Source organism: Gelidibacter salicanalis, from assembly GCF_007997285.1.
Classification (GTDB): domain Bacteria; phylum Bacteroidota; class Bacteroidia; order Flavobacteriales; family Flavobacteriaceae; genus Gelidibacter; species Gelidibacter salicanalis.
The window spans coordinates 491519-512114 of the sequence record NZ_VORX01000001.1; the positions used below are offsets into that span (position 1 = coordinate 491519).

The window sequence follows — 20596 nt, forward strand, 5'->3', positions numbered from 1 at the left end:
ATGAAAATCAGTAAAATCAGTTTTAAGAATATCCATTCGCTCCGTGGCGAACACCTTATTGATTTCTTATCCGGACCGTTGGCGGAAAGTGGTTTGTTTGCAATTACCGGACCAACAGGATCAGGAAAATCGACTTTGCTGGATGTTATAACCTTGGCGCTTTATAATAAGGTACCCCGAATTGGCGCCATCAGTAAGTCGGTGATTGATGGCGAGGGCGGCATCATGACTCGAAATATGCAGGATTGTTATGCAGAAGTGGAATACATCGTCAACGGAAAGACTTACCGTTCACATTGGTCTATAGAACGGAATCGAAACGATAATCTCAACGATAGGAAGCAAGAGATTATTGAGGTGGCTACAGGAACTATTATCGAGAGTGGCAAAGCGGCAGTTCCACTTAAAAATGAAGCATTAATCGGGCTAAGTTATGATCAGTTTGTAAAAGCCATGGTGTTGTCTCAAGGGCAATTCAGTAAATTGTTACAGGCCAATAGAGATGAGCGCAATAAACTGCTCGAAGATATTACCGGCGCTAAAGACTATAGAGCTATTGGTGCTGCAGTATTCAAAAAATACAAAACTACTGCGGATGCTGTTAAAGAACAGGACATCCGTCTCAGCGAGATAGAATTACTGCCAGAAGAGGAGCATAAAGAACTGCAAAGTCAAGAAAAAGAATTGTCTGCAGGGAAGCTAGGGCAGAAGCAAGCGCTAGACCTTCTTAAAACCGAAATTGACCATCGTAAAATCATTGTTAAGCAGCAAGATCTTTTAAGCGCCAACCAGAAACAGTATGAATATTTGAACCAGGCTCGCGAAGATTTTAAAAAGGAGGAGCTTCTGTTGCAACAGCACTCCAAATATGTAGGGCACACCACTCTTATTGCGAAATTTGAACAATCAGATAAAACTTTTGTAGAACTTTCAGCCGACCTTAAAAAGCAAACGGGGATCAAGGAAGCGGTTTTTAATGAGAAAATCAACTTGCTGGAAAACGCGTCGTTGCTTTTAGATAAAAAAGTGGAAGACGGTCAGTTTATTGCAGATTTGAATACGCTAAGAAAAGAGGTTGCCGCGCTAAAGGAACAGGAAAATTTGGCAGCTGCTCAGGCCGACCTTCACGAGAAACAGATAAAATCACTTCTTGCTGAGGTGAATAATGGCACGCAAAGAATTCTTTTCAATGAGCATCCACATGAATTCCATAAAACCATTGGGCCCGTAGAAAACAAAGTGCAGCAGTTTTTAATCGCCAATCGCATTGAGTATGAGGCCCAATTAGTTAAAAAAGAAGAGGACTCCAAAGAAAAATATAAAGTGGTGGCCGATTTGAAACTAGCCTATTCCAATTATCAGCTCGAACTGAACAACAAAAGCTCAAAAGAAGAAGAACTAAAAAACAGTAAAGGGTTAGTTGATACATATCAAAGTCAACTTAAAAAGTTAGAGGACGACTTAAAGCCATTAGAATCAGAAGTGGAGCAACTGATCAAAGCGGAAGACACCCGCAAACAACATCAAAGTTTAGAGGCACATAGAGCCACGTTAAAAGATGGCGAGGCTTGCCCACTCTGCGGTGCTTTAGAGCATCCATTTGCAACAGCGCATCCATCCTACCATATGCATGCGGATGCCTTAAAAACTAAGCAGGACCTGTTAGCGACCAAACGTGAGTTGAAAATTTCGACAGAAGCGCATTTAAAAACGGAGAAAGGCAAGGTTGATACTCTAAATGCCGCCCTCATTGCGCTTTCTAAAGCCCTGGAGCCTAAATTTAACGCAATTAAAATCTTTTGTGATACACTTAGCATTGCGATCATTAAAGACAACGCTACTGTTACGGCCTTGGAAACGGCTGTGCAAGCCGACTTACACCTGATAGAACAGTTGAAGAAAGCCTTTACATTAAGAAAAGTGTTGGCTAATTTAAAGCAAGCTACAGCACAGTGGATCCAAAGTTTTGAACTCAAATCCAAAATGCAAATGGAGCGAAAACAATTATATGCGGCGGATGACTGTGACCATAAGGTGAACGGGTTGCTAAATACTTGGACGCGAACCCTAGAAAAAACCGAAAATAACAAGCTGTTGCTTTCAGAGTTGGAAACGAAAGTAAAAACAGTTTCTAAAGAACGAGAAGATTTTGAGAATCAGTTGAAACTTATCCTGAAAAACGAAAGGATTGAGAGTGTGCTCCAATTAAAAGCACTGATTCTTACAGAAAAGCAGGCAGAAGAAATTCGCAAGAAAAAACAAGACTTCCAACTGCAGCAAGAGCGCTTAAAAATTGAAAGGGATGCTGCTCAAAAAGAGATCGACACCTATAAGGTTTTGGTGAATAGTACAGCACCCGTTTTAGAGCTTCAGGCTGTTTATACCAAAAAAGAGGAAGAATTTAGCAGTTTAAATGAACGGATAGGTGCCATAAAAACCAAATTGGAAGCCAATCAGAAGGCCACTGAAAAACAAGCTGCTCTTAAAGAGATTTTAAAAGGCCTTAAAAAGGAGGCGTCTTTGTGGAAAACCATGAACAGTCTCATTGGGGACGCCAATGGCAAACGTTTTTCGAACTTTGTGCAAGATCTTACGCTCGAACAATTGATTGGGTATACCAATCTCCGTTTACAGGATTTAAGTGACCGTTACCGGGTAGATATCCCTACGGCCGAAGAAGCGGATAAGAACGATTCATTAAAAGTATTCGACAGTCATCAGGGTGATGCACGGCGCTCCATTAATACGCTTTCTGGAGGGGAAACGTTTATGGTGAGTTTGGCCATGGCTTTTGCCTTGTCGGATTTGGCGGCTAAAAATGTTAAAATAGAATCCATTTTTATCGACGAAGGATTTGGAACTCTAGATCCCGACACCTTAAATCAGGCCATTACTATCTTAGAAAAAATGCAAAACGAAGGGGATAAATCCATCGGGGTCATCTCTCATGTGGAAGCCTTAAAAGAACGTATTTCGACACAAATTAGATTAGAAAAAACCGGTGCAGGGTATAGTACTATTCAAATTGTCTAAGCGGTTAGCCTTCAGTATATGGTGGCGTTTCAAATTGGTTAAAATAATTGTAAAACCGACGACGCGTTCTTTTTCATCGTAATTAATTTGTATTCTTGCAGGTTGAATCTCTTTTGACTATGGAACAAAACGACAAATCCGATAGCTCGCCCTACAGAGTGCCTCTAAAGCCAATTGATGAGGCGTCAGCACACCAATCGGTGGCCTCTGATGATGTTACGGGATCGACACCAAAAGTTGGTGATATGACTTTTGCCGAGCGCTGGAAGACCAGCCGGTTTTGGCTGGTACGGGCCACTTATCATGTTGGTTTTTCAATATGGGCAGTAGTAATAGGGATTGGAGCAGTGATTGCCTGGATCATTGCCATGTTATTCATATAATGCTTCAAATGCCATTACAAATTTTACGATGGTATGCGCTCGTTTCGTTTGGTGTTTTTCTGGGAGTTCAGGGTTTAAAACACCTTTCTATAAACAGTCCAAAATGGGTATTCAATCATCTAAATGATTTTCTTCTCATCCCATTAGTGGCCACATTTGCATTGCATGTAGTTTGGTTTCTAAAAAAGGATCCCTGTATTCGCTTAAATGCCTTTACGATTTTTAGTCTAGTATTGCTTTTTTCTGTAGTGTTTGAATGGTATTTGCCAAATCAGTCCTACAGATACACTGCTGATAGTTATGACCTGCTCGCATATAGCTTAGGAGGTGTCGTATTTTTTCTACTTCAAAAAGTTGACTGATCTTTCGGTAATGTCAGTATTTATATAATAAATCTTGTCTTTCATCCCCATTATTTTCTTAATATCGAAATATGAAACTATAGTTAGTAAGTTCTGTTTTAGTACCACTTTATTTATTTAATTTTGTGCAAATCTTTATAGGGTGTTGCACTTAAGCGCGAAAAGAGTTTTGTTATTAGTTTTTGGCGCTATTTTTAGTGTCTTACTCTTATTAATGTTTCTTCATAGAAATGATAAACCCTACGATGAAGCGAAAACAGTATATATAAAAGAGGACGGCAAAGGCTTTAAAGTGTATAGAAATGGAGCCTATTTTAAAATTAAAGGCGCGACTGGACGTGAATATTTGAAAGATTTAGCAGAGATTGGAGGCAATACCATTCGTATTTACGATTTTAATAATATTGAAAGTATTTTAAACGAGGCGCACCAAAACAATTTGGCCGTTATCGTCGATATTCCATTATCAAAATATACTGATGGTGATAATTTTTATTCCGATGAAGTACAAATTAGTAGGTATCGCGATACCATCAAAAAATTGGTGAACACCTACAAGCACCATCCTGCTTTATTATTTTGGAATTTAGGCAATGAACTCGACTATCCTCTAGTTATTAGGAAAAATGATTTTATAAATACATTCAATAATTTTATTGAAGTCATTCAGACTGAAGATCCAAACCATCCCGTCGGCACGAGTATTATTCCTTCCCGAACCCAAACCTTAAGCATCCATCTGCATTCGCCACAGCTAGATTTTATAGGGTTTAACGCCTTCGGAAATTTAAATACAGTGAAACCGCTAATTGAAAAATTAGACTATATTACTAACGTGTTGCCCTATTATATCAGTGAATATGCAAATAACGGTCCGTGGGAGGAAGAAACGACCTTGTGGTCAGTGCCTATAGAACAGACCAGTACCAAAAAAGCAGAACAATATATGGCATATTATAAGTCTTCCATTTTAAAAGATTCTGTTTCAATGGGCGATTTAGTGTTTTTCTGGGGACAAAAGCAGGAGCATACCCACACTTGGTTCAGCATTTTTGATGACGAGGGACGGAAATCGCAAATCTTTTACAACCTCAAAAGCATGTGGGGAAAGCAGACAGATCCAAACGATTGGCCACCCCAAATTAAGTACATGCTCATTGACCATCAAGGTGCCAGGGATACATTGGTGTATCAGTCTCAGGATGTTAAAACCGCCCAGCTTATTTTTGACTCTGAAATAGACAGTACCTATCAATTTAAATGGGAAATTTATAAGGAAGGCTGGAATTATGAGCCTCAAAAGAAAGAAAAGAGGCCAGACCGCATACTTATGTCGGTCCTACTTCAAAAAGAAAATTCAATTACATTTTGTATTCCAGAAAAAGAAGGTCCTTATCGATTATTCGGTTACGCTTATGATCAAAAAGGAAATTTTGCTACTTCTAATACGCCTTTCTACGTGTTAAATAAATGAATGACCATAATTTAATATCCAGTCCTACAAAGAAAGAAAGCTTTATCCTACGCACAATTATTGTTATTGCGCTGTTGAGTATTGCAAATTTCTTTTATTGGTTTCTCCAACCTGACTTGATTGAGACGCCATTTTTATTTGTGCTTCTAACCATGGTTATTGTTTTTGATACCTTACGGGTTATATATATCTGGTACCATTATTGGAATATAAGCGTCCCCAAGCCGCCGCATGGCAAAAGTCATTTCACAGTAGACGTACTCACCACTTATTTTCCCGGAGAGCCTTATGCCATGACTACTCAAACGCTCTTGGCTATTAAAGCAATTAGGTATCCTCATACAACCTATTTATGTGATGAAGCTGATGATGCATTTTTAAAGAATTTCTGTAAAGAACACGGTATTGTACATGTAACCCGATTGCATAGGGTTGATGCCAAAGCAGGAAACATTAACAATGCGCTCCTTCAGGCCACCGGCGATCTCTGTCTGATTCTAGATCCTGACCACATTCCGAAACCTGATTTCTTAGATGAAATTGTACCTTATTTTGCAGAGGACAGCATTGGTTATGTGCAAACGGTACAGGCGTATTACAACGTGGAAGAATCATATGTAGCAGAAGGTGCAGCCCAACAGACCTTTCATTTTTATGGCCCTATGATGATGTCCATGAATTCATACGGCACCGTTAATGCCATTGGTGCAAACTGTGTATTCAGACGTAAAGCATTAGATAGTATTGGGGGTCATGCTGCAGGGCTATCTGAAGATATGCATACGGCCATGCAATTGCATGCTAAAGGTTGGAAATCCGCTTATGTGCCCAAAGTATTTACCAAGGGCTTGGTGCCTGCAACCTTGACTGCGTATTATATGCAGCAGTTAAAATGGTCCAGAGGGACTCTGGAATTATTCTTTTCTGTGTACCCTAAACTATTTAAGAGTTTTAGTTGGAGGCAAAAACTCCATTATGGCATTTTGCCTTTACATTATTTATCGGGACTATTTTTCTTTATCGGTTTTTTAATTCCTATCATTTCCTTAGTTAATGCTTCTTTGCCGTGGCGTGGTAATGTGATCCGTTTTGGACTTATCTACATCCCTGTAGTCATGTCCATCTTATGTATCCGTATTTATGTGCAAAAATGGGTGATGCACAAAAGTGAGCGCGGGATCCATATACAAGGCGGATTATTACTGATGTGCTCCTGGTGGGTTTTTACGTTGGGGGCGCTTTACACGCTGATTAGGAAAAAAGTACCTTACCTACCCACTCCCAAAGATGATAGGGAAGTCACCAATTTTAAAATCGTCATTCCCAATTTAATTGTGGGAATTGTTTCAATACTGGCGGTAATTTATGGCTTGACTATTGACTTTACACCTTTCTCTATCGTCATGTCCGGCTTTGCCCTCCTCAACGCATTTATAATGTTTTATACGTTGGTGTTTGCTTATCAGGAAAATGCAAAGATTGTTGTCCCAAGCCATAAAGAAGACAAAAAATATAAGAAAACAACAAGGAATAAAGTCTTTAAAATGTTTAGTGAATCGGCGCTAGCAATCGTACTTCTCACTGTAATTAGCTCCGCCGGATTTCAGTATTATGGAGATTATGTTAAATGGGCGGGAGTGACACCCGTAAAGTTAGAACAGCATCCCATCAATTATATCGGAATTTTTGCGCCTATACATGATAATGGCTTGACGGATATGAAGGAGGCAAAGCGTATTTCTAAAATGGTGGATAATGAATTTAACTTAATTTCCCTATACCTAGCTTGGGATAAAAATTTTGAAGATAGTTTTCCAAAGGGATTAATTGATTCTATCTACGCGCAACAGTCCACACCCGTCATCACTTGGGAACCTTGGGTGAATACATTTGAGGACGAGGTGAAGGATGAACATCTCTTTAACCTAATCAATACTGGCTATTTTGATGGGTATATCGCCCGATTTGCGAACACGCTAAAAGCGCTTGATAAACCTATATTTTTAAGATTTGCGCATGAATTTGATAACCCGTTTTACCCGTGGTATCTAGAAGGAAATGAGGCGGCAGCCCAATATAAAGCAGCTTGGGTCCACACTTATGAGATTTTCAAAAAACAAGGAGCAGATAATGTGATATGGATTTGGAACCCGTGGAAATCCAAGAATATTGCCTCCTATTATCCAGGAGAAGCCTATGTAGATTGGATTGGCGTGAATGCTTTAAATTACGGGAATTTAAATAACGACGGGCAGTGGCGTGAATTTGAAGAATTGTACCAACCTTTTCATGATGAGATTAAAAAATTACCGCCAACCCCTATCATCATTTCAGAATTTGGTACCTTAAATAATAATGCTGAGGAAAGTGCCTCAGTCTGGATTGACCGTGCGGTTTCGGCTATAGAGTCAAATTTTAAGGAGATTAAATCCATAATTTATTTTAACAGTCAAGTAGACAACAACTGGCCTACCGGCGAAAAACCCGGCGACTATTTGGACTGGTCCATCCCTTCCAGTCAAACCGAAATTAATTTATTTGCCAACACAACGGTTCCTGATTATATTCCCACTGCTTTACAAACTATTCAAACCATTCTGCCAGCATCCAAAAAACGAACATTGATGTTGGAGCCCATCAAAGGCATTAATATAAAACAAGGCCAAAATTGGGAAAACGATTATCATGTGTTAAATCGGAACAAACTGGAAGCTGATTTCCAAAATCTCAAAGATTTAGGGTTAAACACCATAAAGTATCAGTCCAATTCGATATACGATTATAACGTCATGAAAATCAGTAAGGAATTAGGTTTGCAGGTATCCTATAGTTTTTGGATTCCGGAAAACATCGATTTCATGATGGATTCGATAAAAATTAGAACCCTTAAGTCTGATATTCTAAAAGCGGTCAATGCTCACAAAGATACTGATCACATCATCTCCTGGCATATTGAAAACGATGTCCAATTCAGTCAAAATAATTTTTTTCACAAGCCATCTTTGCTGTATCAAAATAGAGCCTATTTATTGTGGTTAAAGGATCTAGCGGCAAAATTGAAAACAATAGATTCCAAACGACCGTTGATTGTGGATGTAGAAGTCAATCCTTTAGCGATATATCACATCAATCATTTATTGGCCAATATTAAAGATATTGATGTCATTGGGTTAGTTGTAAAGGATGGACTGCTTTTAGATGAGGTTACACACTATTTGCAACAAATTGATATGCCGTATCTCTTTAGTGAAGTGGAAGGCAATCAATTGGAAACAGACCAGATTGTGGGGGCTCAACCTTCCTTCTTTATTACCTCTTGGCAGGATAAACACGAAAGCAATAAACTCGACTTTTCCGGAATTGTAGACAGAAAAGGCCGCTATAAAGCATCTTATTTCTCATTAAAGTCACAGCTTTTAAACCAACCACAACAGATCACTCTACCCGCGGTAAACATCTTAAAGCCTTCCCGCTTAATTTATGATGACAACACCCACATGTTTTACGCAATGCTCTACGACCCTAAGAAAGGTTGGCAAGTAGCGACGGATGAATCGGATTTTAAGTACGAATGGTCATTGGTAAAGTGCGACGCTTATGGAAATTACCTTGCTATTAAAGCTTTGGGGACCACTCCAAATATAGATGTAAAAATTCCCAAAAACCATACCTATTATAAGCTGCACCTCACGATTATAAAAGGAAATGCCATTGCCACGGCCATCACCAATTTAAATACACCTTTAGTGGTAAAGTAACACCTGTAAGCTGGCGATTTTTTAAAATCGGTTACCGCTCAACATAAAAAGCGGTAATTTTTAAGAATAATTCCCTAGTTTTATAGGTCCTTATTAATGCTTAGCACACGACTTATAAAAGTATCAGGACATTCCTAAAAAACACTACAACATTTTTATAATTTATTCTACCATGTTAAAACTAAAATTCCCCCTTCAAATTTTTGGAAGTTTGCTATTTGGCGTACTGATGTTCAGTTGCTCCACCACAAAAAAAGCGGTTGCTCATACACCTCCTCAGCCTGCCGTGCAGATTATTCCCAAACCGCAGGTCTTAACCATTGCTGTAGGCGTATATGAGGTTCCGAAGCTGAGTACGGTTGCGTTCACGGCGACCTCTCAAAAAACTGCTGATGTGCTGATTACTATGCTAAGCTCAATTGGGGTAAATAGCGACTTGAAAGTGAATTCTGAAGGTGGTCATTTTAACTTGGTACAAGATGTAAACCTGACCCAGCAATTAGGGGAAGAGGGCTATACTTTAGATATCACCACCAACGGCGTCACCATTAAGGCTGCCGGAGAAACTGGATTGTTTTACGGCATCCAAACCTTAAGCCAACTCTTGCCAGTTGGTGGAGAGGCCAATGAGGGACGCGCTGCTAAAGTTTATTTGCCACAACTTAATATACTAGATGTGCCAAAATATAGCTGGCGAGGCAATATGATCGATATGGCCCGGAATTTTTTTGACGTGGACTATTTAAAAGCGCATATGGACCGGATGGCGCTCTATAAAATGAACCGTCTCCACCTACATTTAACGGATGATCAGGGATGGCGATTGGAACTCAAGAGCAAACCGCTGCTATCCCAAATTGGTGGCCAAAGCGCAGTTAAAGGCGGAAGATCCGGATTTTTAACCACAGAGGATTATAAGCAATTGCAAGCCTATGCTAAAGAAAGACATATTGTAATTATCCCAGAAATCGATTTGCCGGGGCATATTTATGCGGCTTTAGTGGCCTACCCGGAACTTAATTGCGAGAATTTTACCAACTTAAATCCTAAAATGGCCACTCCACCTGAGTTTTATGACGGTTACAAAGTTGGATGGTCCAAATTATGCCTTACGGACCCCAAAGTTTATGAATTTGTTGCAGAAATCCTGCAAGAAGTCTCAGAACTTACGGAAGGACCGTGGGTGCACATTGGGGGCGATGAAATTGATGACGACCTTTACGAAACCTTTGTGGTAAAAGCCGATTCTATGATCAGGAGCTACGGGAAAGTGCCTATTGGTTGGGAAGAAATGTCTAAAGCTAACGGTAGTGAAACCTTTATCAGTCAGCGTTGGAATGGGAAGACCACTCCAAAACACCCATCTAAAGTCATTGAGTCAATATGTACCAGTTTTTACTTTGACCATGCCAACGTTACGGGGCAGGAGAAAACCAACAATTGGTGTCAGAAATCAGGCGTGTCTTTGGAAGGTGTCTATCATTTTATTGACAAAGAGGATGAAATCATTGGGGTAGAAGCACCCGTGTGGACAGAGTTAGTCTTGACCGATGCTATGTTGGATAACCGTCTGTGGCCACGACTTATGGCAGTAGCTGAAATTGGATGGTCGGCCTCACACGACGATTTTGAGGATTTCACCAATCGGTTAAGAGCACACCAATCGCGTTTGGACGCTTTAAACATTGCGTATTTCACCTTACCAGAACCAATCAATAAGTAACATTCAAATTTTAAATCGGCATAAATACTTACTCAGTAATAAAAAAAGCATTTATGCCGATTTCTCTTCAACTTAAAATAACTATAAAAATAAATCACAAACTTTTATTGCGTGTTTAATAGGTAAAAGTCGCAAAACAGCGGTAAAACAATTCACAAAATGAGCAGTTTATTAACTTTTTGAGAAGTTTTTCTGCAAATTTCATAATTATTTCTTAATATTATCTTATAATTGTTGTCTGTACAACTTTGTATTTTCAGAAGTATGGATGTAATCACTACAACGATGTAATTAATAGATTTAAATTATGGAAAAACGCTTACTCTTAATTTTACTCTGCTTTATTGGATTTCAGGCCTATGCCCAAGAGCGGATTTTGACCGGAAAGGTCATAGACAAGAATGGAATGCCTGTTGTTGGCGCTTCTGTCTACGTAAAGGACAGCAACAAAGGCGCTGTAACGGATTTGGATGGTGAATTCAGTTTTGGTGCGCCGGCTAACAATGCTGCAGTTTTAGTAATATCATCCATCGGATTTGTAACCCAAGAAATTACCCTTGGTGCAAATTCAAATTTTAACGTCACGCTTCTAGAAGATCTGGAGGGTCTAGATGAAGTAGTGGTCACAGCATTGGGTATCAAAAGGGAGAAAAAAGCCCTGGGCTACGCGGTCACCGAAATTAAAGGTGCCGTGATTGCAGAAACCCAACGTGAAAACTTTATTAATGGTTTAGCTGGCCGCGTTGCAGGGGTAGAGGTCAACAGTACTTCTGGTCTTCCAGGCTCATCTTCTTCTATTGTTATTAGAGGAATCAGTTCATTAAGTGGTAATAACCAACCCTTATTTGTGGTAGATGGGTTGCCTATCAGTAACAACACCACCTCAACGTCTGTGTTTGCGTCTTCCCTGAACGGTGCAACTTCTTTTGAAAACAGAGGAATCGATTTCACCAACAGAGGAGCGGACATCAATCCTGAAGATATTGAGTCAGTTACCGTCCTAAAAGGTCCGGAAGCGGCAGCACTTTACGGAATTGAAGCGGCATCAGGTGCCATTGTCATCACTACCAAAAGAGGTAAAGCGGGCAAAACCCGTATCGATTACAGCAACAGCTTTAGGGTTGATAAAATTGTCGAGTATCCTGAAATTCAGCAAGTCTACGACAGAGGTGCTAACGGTTACACCAATGAAGGGAACGAAGAATTGTATTATTTTGGAGAACCTTACCCAGCAGGGACACAATTTTATGATAACGTCGGAAACTTCTTCAATAACGCCTATTCCCAAAAACACAACATTTCTTTTTCTGGTGGTAGCGAAGCTACACAATACAGAGTGTCTGCGTCCCATACGGATGCCGAAGGATTTGTACCGACAACCGGATTGGAGAAATTGAACATTTCGTCTTCAATTACCACCGAGTTAAATCGGTTTATTTCTGCCGATGTGGCCTTCGATTATACCCGTTCAGATAACGATCAAACCTTTAGAGGTTCCGGCGGTCCATTGCTGCATTTATTATTGTGGCCTTCTACCGATGATGCCAGTAATTATTTAACACCTGGTGGCGATCGTAGAGATTATGCTGATTATTCCAATGCCGTGGAGAATCCTTTCTTTAACGTCAACAAGAATATTTTGAACTCCCTAACTGATCGTTACAAGCTCAACACTCAAATTACCGTGACCCCATTTAATTGGTTAAAATTTGTGGGACAGGTTGGTGTGGATTACTATACGACCAAAAACACTATTGTGAGACATCCACAATCCAATTCCGGAAAGGATTTTGGAGGAATTTTTGATCAGGCCTTAAGCACGACCAGAAACCTTACCTTCCAATATTACGGACAAATTACGCCTCCAAAGTTGTTAAATGATAAATTGGTGACGGATATTAAAATAGGTAGTTCAGTATATGATTATAACACATTTAGTGCTGCCGCTGGAGGTCAGGATTTCCAAGCGCCAGACTTGTGGTCAATTAACAATACCGACTTAAGCACGCATAGAGCGTTCAACAATTTGACTGAACGTCGATTGGTGGGTGCGTTTGCCAGTGTAAATGCTAGTTATGACAACATGTTATTCTTAACCTTAACCGGAAGAAATGACTGGAGTTCTACCTTACCGGTTAAAAACAATTCTTTCTTTTATCCTTCTGCAGGATTGAGTTTTATTTTTACGGAACTTGATGCTTTTAAAAGCGAAAACAACGTGTTGACTTACGGAAAGTTGAGAGCTTCTGTAGCTCAGGTAGGTAAAGATGCCAATCCGTATAGCATCCGTCCATTCTACACCAATGCCTTAACCACTGGCGGCGGATTTAGATATGGGTTTACTGGTCCGAGTTTGGACTTGAAACCAGAGATGACCACATCTTACGAGTATGGAATTGAACTTAAATTCTTTAAAAACCGATTAGGGATCGACGCGACCTATTTCAACAAAAAATCTGTGGATCAAATTGTGCAAAACCTTCGACTAAGTTATGCAACTGGGTTTGTATTGATGACCTTTAATGCGGGAGAAATCCAAAACGAAGGCATTGAGCTTCAATTGAACGCCACACCAATTTTAAATGATAATTTCTCTTGGGATATTTTGGCCAACTTCACTCAAAACTGGAGTGAGCTTGTAAAACTTCCTGGTGATGTGACAGAGTTCTATAACTCCGATACTTGGTTATATGGAAACGTTCGAGTAGGATCGAGAGTTGGTGGTCCATTAACCACATTTACGGGATATGATTTCCAAAGAAACGACAATGGCGATGTTCTGATCAATCCATCAAACGGCTTACCACTTCAGGATACAAGTGAATGGGTTGTTGTAGGAGATAGAAACCCAGATTTTACAATTGGGGTAACCAACACATTTAGATACAAAAACTTTTCACTAAATTTCCTTTTGGATTTCAGAGTGGGAGGAGATGTCTACAATGCCACCGAGCACTACTTAACCACAAGAGGTTTAAGCAAGCGTACTTTGGACAGAGAAGTGCCACGTATTGTGACCGGTGTTTTAAAGGATGGGAATGAAAACACTGCCAATCCTACCGGAAATAATATTCCAATTGACTTGTATCGCAATTCAAGTTACTGGTCTTCCATCTATCCTCACAACAGTTTTATTGAAAAAGATATCAACTGGATGCGTTTAAGAGATGTGACCTTTAGCTACAATCTGCCATCAAGCTTTTTAGACAACACCAAGTTTATACGTACAGCTAGTTTATTTGTTACAGGTACAGACTTGTTTATATTGACTAACTATTCTGGTCTTGATCCTGTGGCAAACGGAAACTCCGCTGCCGTTGGCGGTGCCGGAGGTGCAGGTTTAGATTATGGTAACTTCCCGTTGCCTAGAGGATTGAATTTTGGAATGAGAGTTGGATTTTAAATTAAGAGAGCGATGAAAAAAATACTATACACATGTTTAATGATTGCCGGCACACTGACATTTTCAGGTTGTGACGAATATTTAGACGTCAATACAAACCCAAATGGTCCGGATGCCTTATTGCAACCTGAACTGTTTTTACCACAAATCCAGTCTGAATTGGCAGTTGCCATTCAGTGGGACGGGAGGTTTACCGGATTTTACACCCAAAACTGGGCGTACACTTCAGGGCAATCCTATTCGTTAAACCTGCACAGCAATCCACTTTCGGATTCTTATGCACAATTATGGAGAGCCATTTACTGGAGTATGGGCTATAATCTATCTGACATGATAGAGAGTGGACTCAAAAATGAAAAGTATGATTTTGCTGGAGTAGGTTATATTTTAAGAGCCTACGGATGGCAAATGTTAACGGACTATCACGGGCCGGTCATTGTTACCGAAGCGTTTGATTCAGACAAGCGGGTCTTTAACTATGATGATGAAGCGACGGTTTATGCAGAAATTCAGCGATTATTAGCATTAGGAATTGAGCAATTGGAGCGCACCGATGGCTTAAGTCCTGCAGATTCTGGATTGCGTGAGGCTGACCTTATTTACAATGGCGATCGCGACAAGTGGAAAAAATTCGCTTACGGTTTATTGGCCATTAATGCGCACCGCCTGACCAACAAAAGTTCTTACAATGCTGATGAGGTGATTGGCTATGTTGACAAAGCTCTTTCTGGCAACCAAGATGATGCGAGCATTCGCTTTGAAGGTACCGTAAGTGCCAACACCAATTTCTTCGGACCATTGCGAGGGAATATTGGCTACTACCGTCAAACTAAATTTATGGTCGGGCTGTTGGATGGTACCAATCCGGAGTTGACAGACCCGAGTTTAATTGGCACAGATCCTTTGGAAGAAAATAGCGAAGCTCATTTAAAAGACCCAAGAATCACCGCCATGATGGCACCTTCACCAGATGGTCAATACAGAGGTATTTCACCTATAGATGGGATTAACGAATGGTCAGCAGCTGAAGCTGATCTAGTTCCGAAAAATTTCTGGAATGAGGTAGGTTATAAAGGCACCACCCCATCGCCACAGATCTATTTCTTTAATAATGATGCACGTTTCCCATTAATGACTTATGCCCAATTGCAGTTTATTAAATCAGAGGCAGCGTTTTTGTCCAACAAAAAAGATGTGGCTTTGATGGCCTATCAAGAAGGTGTCAAATCACACATGGAATTCGCCAAACAATTCGCACCAGACGCAGGCTTATTTGAAGCGCGTAAAGCAGTGTATTTAGAAAGTGAAGAATTGTTTCCGTCAACGACCAGCGAATTGACCTTATCAAAAATCATGTTGCAAAAATACATCGCTACCTGGGGATGGGGCTTTTTTGAAACTTGGTCAGATATGAGACGTTACCATTATGACATTGATGCGGCTGAACCTGTTTATGCAGGGTTTGAATTGCCAGATCCATTGTACCTGTCCAACAACGGCAATCCAGCGTACCGCGCACGTCCTAGATACAATTCAGAATATATGTGGAACAAGGATGCGCTAGAAGTTCTGGGCGCCTATGAAGAAGATTATCACACTTACGAAACTTGGTTTAGTAAACCTGAATAATTAAAATATTATGAGAAAGACAATCAATACATTAATAACACTTTGTGTAGTAAGTGTACTATTTACTGCATGTGACGAGAATGCGATTCCGGAAATTACGGAACCGGTTTCTGATACTGCCACCTATGTTAAGTTTTTTCTGCACGCAGAAGATGCGCCTGAGGTAAACTTCTATTTGGATGATCAAAAAGTGTCCTCCGTGGGCTCATCAACGTCTGATGAATTACAGGGCAATAAATACGGATCTGTATTCCCTAGTAACGCCTATGCGATTGTGCCCTCTGGCAGCTTCAATTTATATGCGAGAGATTTAAACGGAAATGTGATTGCTACGAATGCTGTGACTTTGGATGCGGATAAGCATTATTCCGCTTATTTAGGTGGGTCAATGGATAGTTATGAAGTATTTCTTATCGAAGATCCCTTACCACCGTTAGATAATGTGAAAATCTATTGGAGGTTTGTCAATACCATGTCAAGTATTCCGTTTGCGGTTGATGCCTACGCGGTAAAAGCGGCTGTTGCTGCCACTGATGATGCTCCAGCGCAACCCGTTCAGATCATCAGCTTGGGGAAAGGTATTAACTATAAGCAAGCAGGCGAGTACCAGGAATTGGCTACGGGAAAATATAACTTTAGAATATTTGAATCCGGGACGGAATATGACGTAGAAACGTCTACGCCTTACATCCAAAATACGGTGACGGTAGCGAGTAAAGGTCGGGTGTACTCTACGCAAATTAGAGGCACTTACAAACCAACGCCTACTTCAAAAAACATCGATTACTGGAGAGAACGTTAATACCCTATTTATGAATTAATTTTTAAGGAAGAGTCACGTGATGTGCCTCTTCCTTTGTTTATAATACAGGGTGATTTTTATAAGCTTTCTTCTTAAAATAATAGCAATTTAATTTCTTACATCATGTCCATCATAAAAACATCCACTTGGGTTGCCTTGTTCTCTTTTGTAATGCTGAGCGCTTGTAAAGCACCGCAATCCCTCACGGCCCCACGACATACGGCTGTAAAGCAGCAGAACACTCCTGAAGTTATGCGCGAATTTCGGGCGGCTTGGATTGCCACGGTCGCCAATATTAATTGGCCAAGTCAACCGGGGTTGACCACCCAAGAACAGCAAGACGAGGCAATTGTCTTATTGGACCTTTTAAAGGACCACAATTACAATGCGGTTATTTTTCAGGCTCGGCCCCAAGCAGATGCCATGTATGAAAGCAGTTTAGAACCCTGGTCGTATTTTTTAACGGGCGAAATTGGCAAAGCACCGGAACCGTATTATGATCCGCTTAATTTCTGGATTACCGCTGCCCACGATAGAGGGTTGGAATTGCACGTGTGGTTGAATCCGTATCGGGCACATCATTTTGATGGGGGCGAAGTGACTGAAAACTCTTTGGCTCAAAAACATCCTGAATTTATAGTGCCCTTGAAAAATGGTATGTGGTGGATGGACCCTTCCAAAAAAGCCACCCAAGACCATTCCACCGCAGTGGTGATGGATTTGGTAAAGCGCTACGATATTGATGGCATTCACTTTGACGATTATTTTTATCCGTATGCGTCTTATAATGATGGCAAGGATTTCCCCGATGTGGAGAGTTATCAAGCCTATATGCAATCTGGAGGTACACTTGAGAAAGCAGACTGGCGAAGAGCCGCTGTCAACAGCTTTGTAGAGCGCGTTTACACGGAGATTAAAGCTGAAAAACCCAGCGTCAAATTTGGGATCAGCCCATTCGGCATCTGGAGACCTGGGCATCCGGCATCTATCGCGGGTATGGATCAGTACAATGAATTGTATGCGGATGCAAAGCTATGGCTCAACCGAGGGTGGATAGATTATTTTACCCCGCAATTGTATTGGAAAATCAATCAATCAGCCCAGAGTTTTCCAGTATTATTGGGGTGGTGGGAAAGTGAGAACACGCTCAATCGTCACTTATGGCCAGGGATGAGTTTGTATTCCGGGGGCGGTGCAACTGGGATTGATGAAGTAATTAATCAAATCATGATTACCCGAGGGATGGTCCCTGAAAGTAAAGGCACAGTGCATTGGAGTATTAAGCCTTTACAAACACATCCTGAACTCGCCCAAGCTTTGTTGGATGGGCCCTACAAACAGCAAGCCTTGGTTCCTGCAAGTCCGTGGTTGGACCGTACTGTGCCAACTTCACCAAAGGTCATCACCACAAAAACCGGCGAAGATTTAAAGATAGCGTGGACGCGCGTCACATCAAATGAGGTGTTTAACTGGGTGGTGTTTTATAAATACGGCCAGCGTTGGAATTATAAGATTTTAAATCGAGCACAGCTACATACAGAACTTCCGTTGTTTGCGGACCCTGTTGAAAAAAAGAATCCGTTAACCGCCGTGAGCGTGGTTGCGGTGAGTCGGACCGGTAATCAAAGTGCTTTTGAGGAGATTGTAATTCCCTGGTTTGGAGAAAACCACAAAAATTAAGTAGACCTATTATTAAAATATCCTGGTTAAAACACGGTGACACGCCTTTCGATGTTTTAAAACCTTGGGTAATCAGCGCTCACACGGTAAACCATCACAACTGTGTATTAAAGAAAAGAGGTCAGCACCCAGATGCTGACCTCTTTTGTTGATAAGGCTTAAATATAATTCTGTTAAAATTACAAGTACTTTTTATAGAGATTATTCAGGACTTTTAAATCGTAGTCGGTAAGTGTATCGTTGACTTCGGTTTGGATAAAATGCAGTTTAAAGGCTTTGATCGCTGCCGGTAAATTACTGACGTCATACCCAATAATCTTGAGCGCCACTTCCGGAGCCACATCTAATAAAACAGGTGTTTTAAGAACCGGCGGGGTGGCAACATTTACGGAATCATTGCCAAGTGTCATGACGTCTTGAGGGATGTTGGAATTCACCACGCCGTTATCGGAAACGGGTTGTGCAGGAACGTCCAAAATATCATCATACCATAAGCCAAAACCTTCATCGGCCAACTTTTTCCATGGGAAGGTTTTATTGGGGTCATTTTTCCGAGTCGGAGCAATGTCTGCGTGACCTATAAAATTGGCCGTGGGAATTTTATATTTTTCCTTGAGATCCTTCAATAATTCGAGCAAACTTTGAATCTGCAGTGGAGAAAATTCGGTGAATCCATTATTGTCCAATTCGATGCCAATAGAGGACGAATTGATATCTGTGTTGCTGCCCCATTGGCCATTCCCGCCGTGCCAAGCGCGGTAGAGATCGTTGAGCATATGGTAAATCTCCCCATTAGCTCCAATCACATAATGAGAGCTCACTTGCGTACGTAATGTGAAGGTTTTTAAGGTGTGTTCTACAGAATCTTGGGCGGTATGATGGATGATCACCAGATTAGGCCGTCTTAAACTAAAATTAGTCGTGCCCACCCAAGTATCAGCATACTTCACCGCACTAGCAATTCCCGGTTGAGGTGGCGGAATGGTCGCCAATTCTTTGCCCAATGTTTTGGCCTGTTTTTTATGATCTCTATTGGTTGGCGCATACGGATTACTAGCACAGGATACGGCAAGAAATGCAGTAGCGGCCAATAGTATTATGGAATGTGGTTTTTTCATGAAGAATCTTAAGTTTTAAAATGATGAAGGATTAATGATTAAATGCGGTCAAAATTTGCCCGCCCTAATTTAGAACATTTTATTGAAGTTACCTTGCGTTAGGGGCAGGTCTTCTAGGTTCTTGGTGAAGAAATAAGGATTTATAGATCGTGTATGTGTGTCCTTCAGTGCCTTCGGATTTTTTATGTTATAAAGGCTGTATCAGGAGTTATCGAATTTGCTGAAGTTATTAACATAAAAAGAATCATTGTTGTCCGATAAAGAATCAAGACCCTGCCTCATCGGCAGGCAGGCGCTGCGCTGTCAGAATAAAGAATTAAAACTTGTTTGCAACTAACTGACAAACAACGATCATTTAAATTAAAATCGCACATTCCCTCTCGGTAGAAACAGTTTCTAAAATGTAAGGTCTCATTTCGGAAATCTTCTAATGTCCCTTGCTTTAAATGAGTTTGTTAATTTATTATTTATTTTTATCGGACACTAATGAAAAAGAATGATCGGTCAGTACCTGGTAGTAAATTTTAATGAGTACTCATGTACGTGGTACGCAGTAATGGGCCCTAAACTGTACAAGTTTGCCGCAACCCAAGCAGCTCTGCGCGGTAGAGTTTTCAATTTGCCCTGAAAACCCACACCACAAAAAAGGGCTGGCACTCGCCCCGACCATTCCGCCTTTCGGCTAATCTTTTAATACGGTCAGCCAGTTGGCTTCTTGAATTTTACTGTCAATTTCTCTGAACGCCCGTCCGGTTTGATCCATCTCAATTTGTAATTTTTTAATATCGATAGTGGATTTCAAGTTGGCTTCACCGCTATTGTTAATTTGGGCAGCGTATCGGATTGTTCTGAGTTGCTCAGATAGCATTTTTAAACTGTCCCGTTTGGCCAAGGCCTCCATCAGCATGCCTTCATCGTCAATAGGAGTGCTGTTATTGGTCTTGTTGATGCGGACCACTAACACTTCCAAATCCTGGATCGCTTTTCTCAACTGTGCCAGTAATTTGTCAGGATCTTCCTGTGGCAATTTATCATCCGACACAATTAAAATGGGCCGAATCCTATTTTGAAACTGGTCAATTTTCTTTATGAGATCCGCTCTTAATAAAAGCGCTTCCGCAAGTTTCATGGATTTTTGGGAGGGTATAGTATCTTCGTGTGTTGACATCATGCTAAATTGAATCGGTTACAAGCGCTTCTATAAAAAGTCGCCATATTTTAAAAATAATAC

General features: G+C 40.7%; 12 protein-coding genes. 10 read left to right on the top strand and 2 right to left on the bottom strand.

Annotated elements, in window-relative coordinates; genetic code table 11:
* The 10 genes from ES711_RS02140 to ES711_RS02185 all read left to right on the top strand — a co-directional run bounded on the left by ES711_RS02140 (nt 1) and on the right by ES711_RS02185 (nt 18247).
* Complete coding sequence (locus ES711_RS02140) at nt 1-3033, top strand: AAA family ATPase (RefSeq protein ID WP_146889271.1); 3033 nt, start codon at nt 1-3, stop codon at nt 3031-3033.
* A 95-nt stretch (nt 3034-3128) separates the two neighbouring features.
* Complete coding sequence (locus ES711_RS02145) at nt 3129-3416, top strand: hypothetical protein (protein WP_146889274.1); 288 nt, start codon at nt 3129-3131, stop codon at nt 3414-3416.
* Nucleotides 3417-3424: 8 nt separating this feature from the next.
* Nucleotides 3425-3778, top strand: a complete 354-nt coding sequence (locus ES711_RS02150) for a hypothetical protein (RefSeq protein ID WP_146889277.1) — start codon at nt 3425-3427, stop codon at nt 3776-3778.
* A gap of 214 nt (nt 3779-3992) precedes the next feature.
* On the top strand, nt 3993-5252 hold the full coding sequence (locus ES711_RS02155; RefSeq protein WP_146889280.1) for a glycoside hydrolase 5 family protein: 1260 nt from the start codon (nt 3993-3995) through the stop codon (nt 5250-5252).
* The gene (locus ES711_RS02160) at nt 5249-9010 is read left to right on the top strand and encodes a glycosyltransferase family 2 protein (protein ID WP_146889283.1); all 3762 of its coding nucleotides are present in this window, start codon (nt 5249-5251) and stop codon (nt 9008-9010) included. Before ES711_RS02155 ends, ES711_RS02160 begins: the two co-directional genes overlap by 4 nt.
* Before the next feature lie 172 nt (nt 9011-9182).
* Nucleotides 9183-10733, top strand: coding sequence for a beta-N-acetylhexosaminidase (locus ES711_RS02165; protein ID WP_146889286.1), 1551 nt, complete (start codon nt 9183-9185; stop codon nt 10731-10733).
* Nucleotides 10734-11040: 307 nt separating this feature from the next.
* Nucleotides 11041-14136 (top strand): SusC/RagA family TonB-linked outer membrane protein, encoded by a 3096-nt coding sequence (locus tag ES711_RS02170; RefSeq protein ID WP_146889289.1) that lies wholly within the window; start codon nt 11041-11043, stop codon nt 14134-14136.
* A 12-nt stretch (nt 14137-14148) separates the two neighbouring features.
* Nucleotides 14149-15765 (top strand): SusD/RagB family nutrient-binding outer membrane lipoprotein, encoded by a 1617-nt coding sequence (locus ES711_RS02175; RefSeq protein WP_146889292.1) that lies wholly within the window; start codon nt 14149-14151, stop codon nt 15763-15765.
* A 10-nt stretch (nt 15766-15775) separates the two neighbouring features.
* Nucleotides 15776-16567, top strand: coding sequence for a DUF4397 domain-containing protein (locus tag ES711_RS02180; protein WP_146889295.1), 792 nt, complete (start codon nt 15776-15778; stop codon nt 16565-16567).
* A 123-nt stretch (nt 16568-16690) separates the two neighbouring features.
* Complete coding sequence (locus ES711_RS02185) at nt 16691-18247, top strand: glycoside hydrolase family 10 protein (protein ID WP_146889298.1); 1557 nt, start codon at nt 16691-16693, stop codon at nt 18245-18247.
* 179 nt (nt 18248-18426) lie between these two features.
* Here the strand turns inward: ES711_RS02185 and ES711_RS02190 are convergent, their stop codons facing one another.
* Nucleotides 18427-19365 carry an N-acetylmuramoyl-L-alanine amidase gene (locus ES711_RS02190; protein WP_146889301.1) on the bottom strand — a complete coding sequence of 313 codons (939 nt, stop codon included), beginning with the start codon at nt 19363-19365 and terminating at the stop codon, nt 18427-18429.
* Between the two features lie 682 nt (nt 19366-20047).
* Entirely contained in the window at nt 20048-20536 is a 489-nt protein-coding gene (locus tag ES711_RS02195; RefSeq protein ID WP_246139103.1) for a DIP1984 family protein, read from the bottom strand.
* Between the last annotated feature and the right edge of the window lie 60 nt (nt 20537-20596).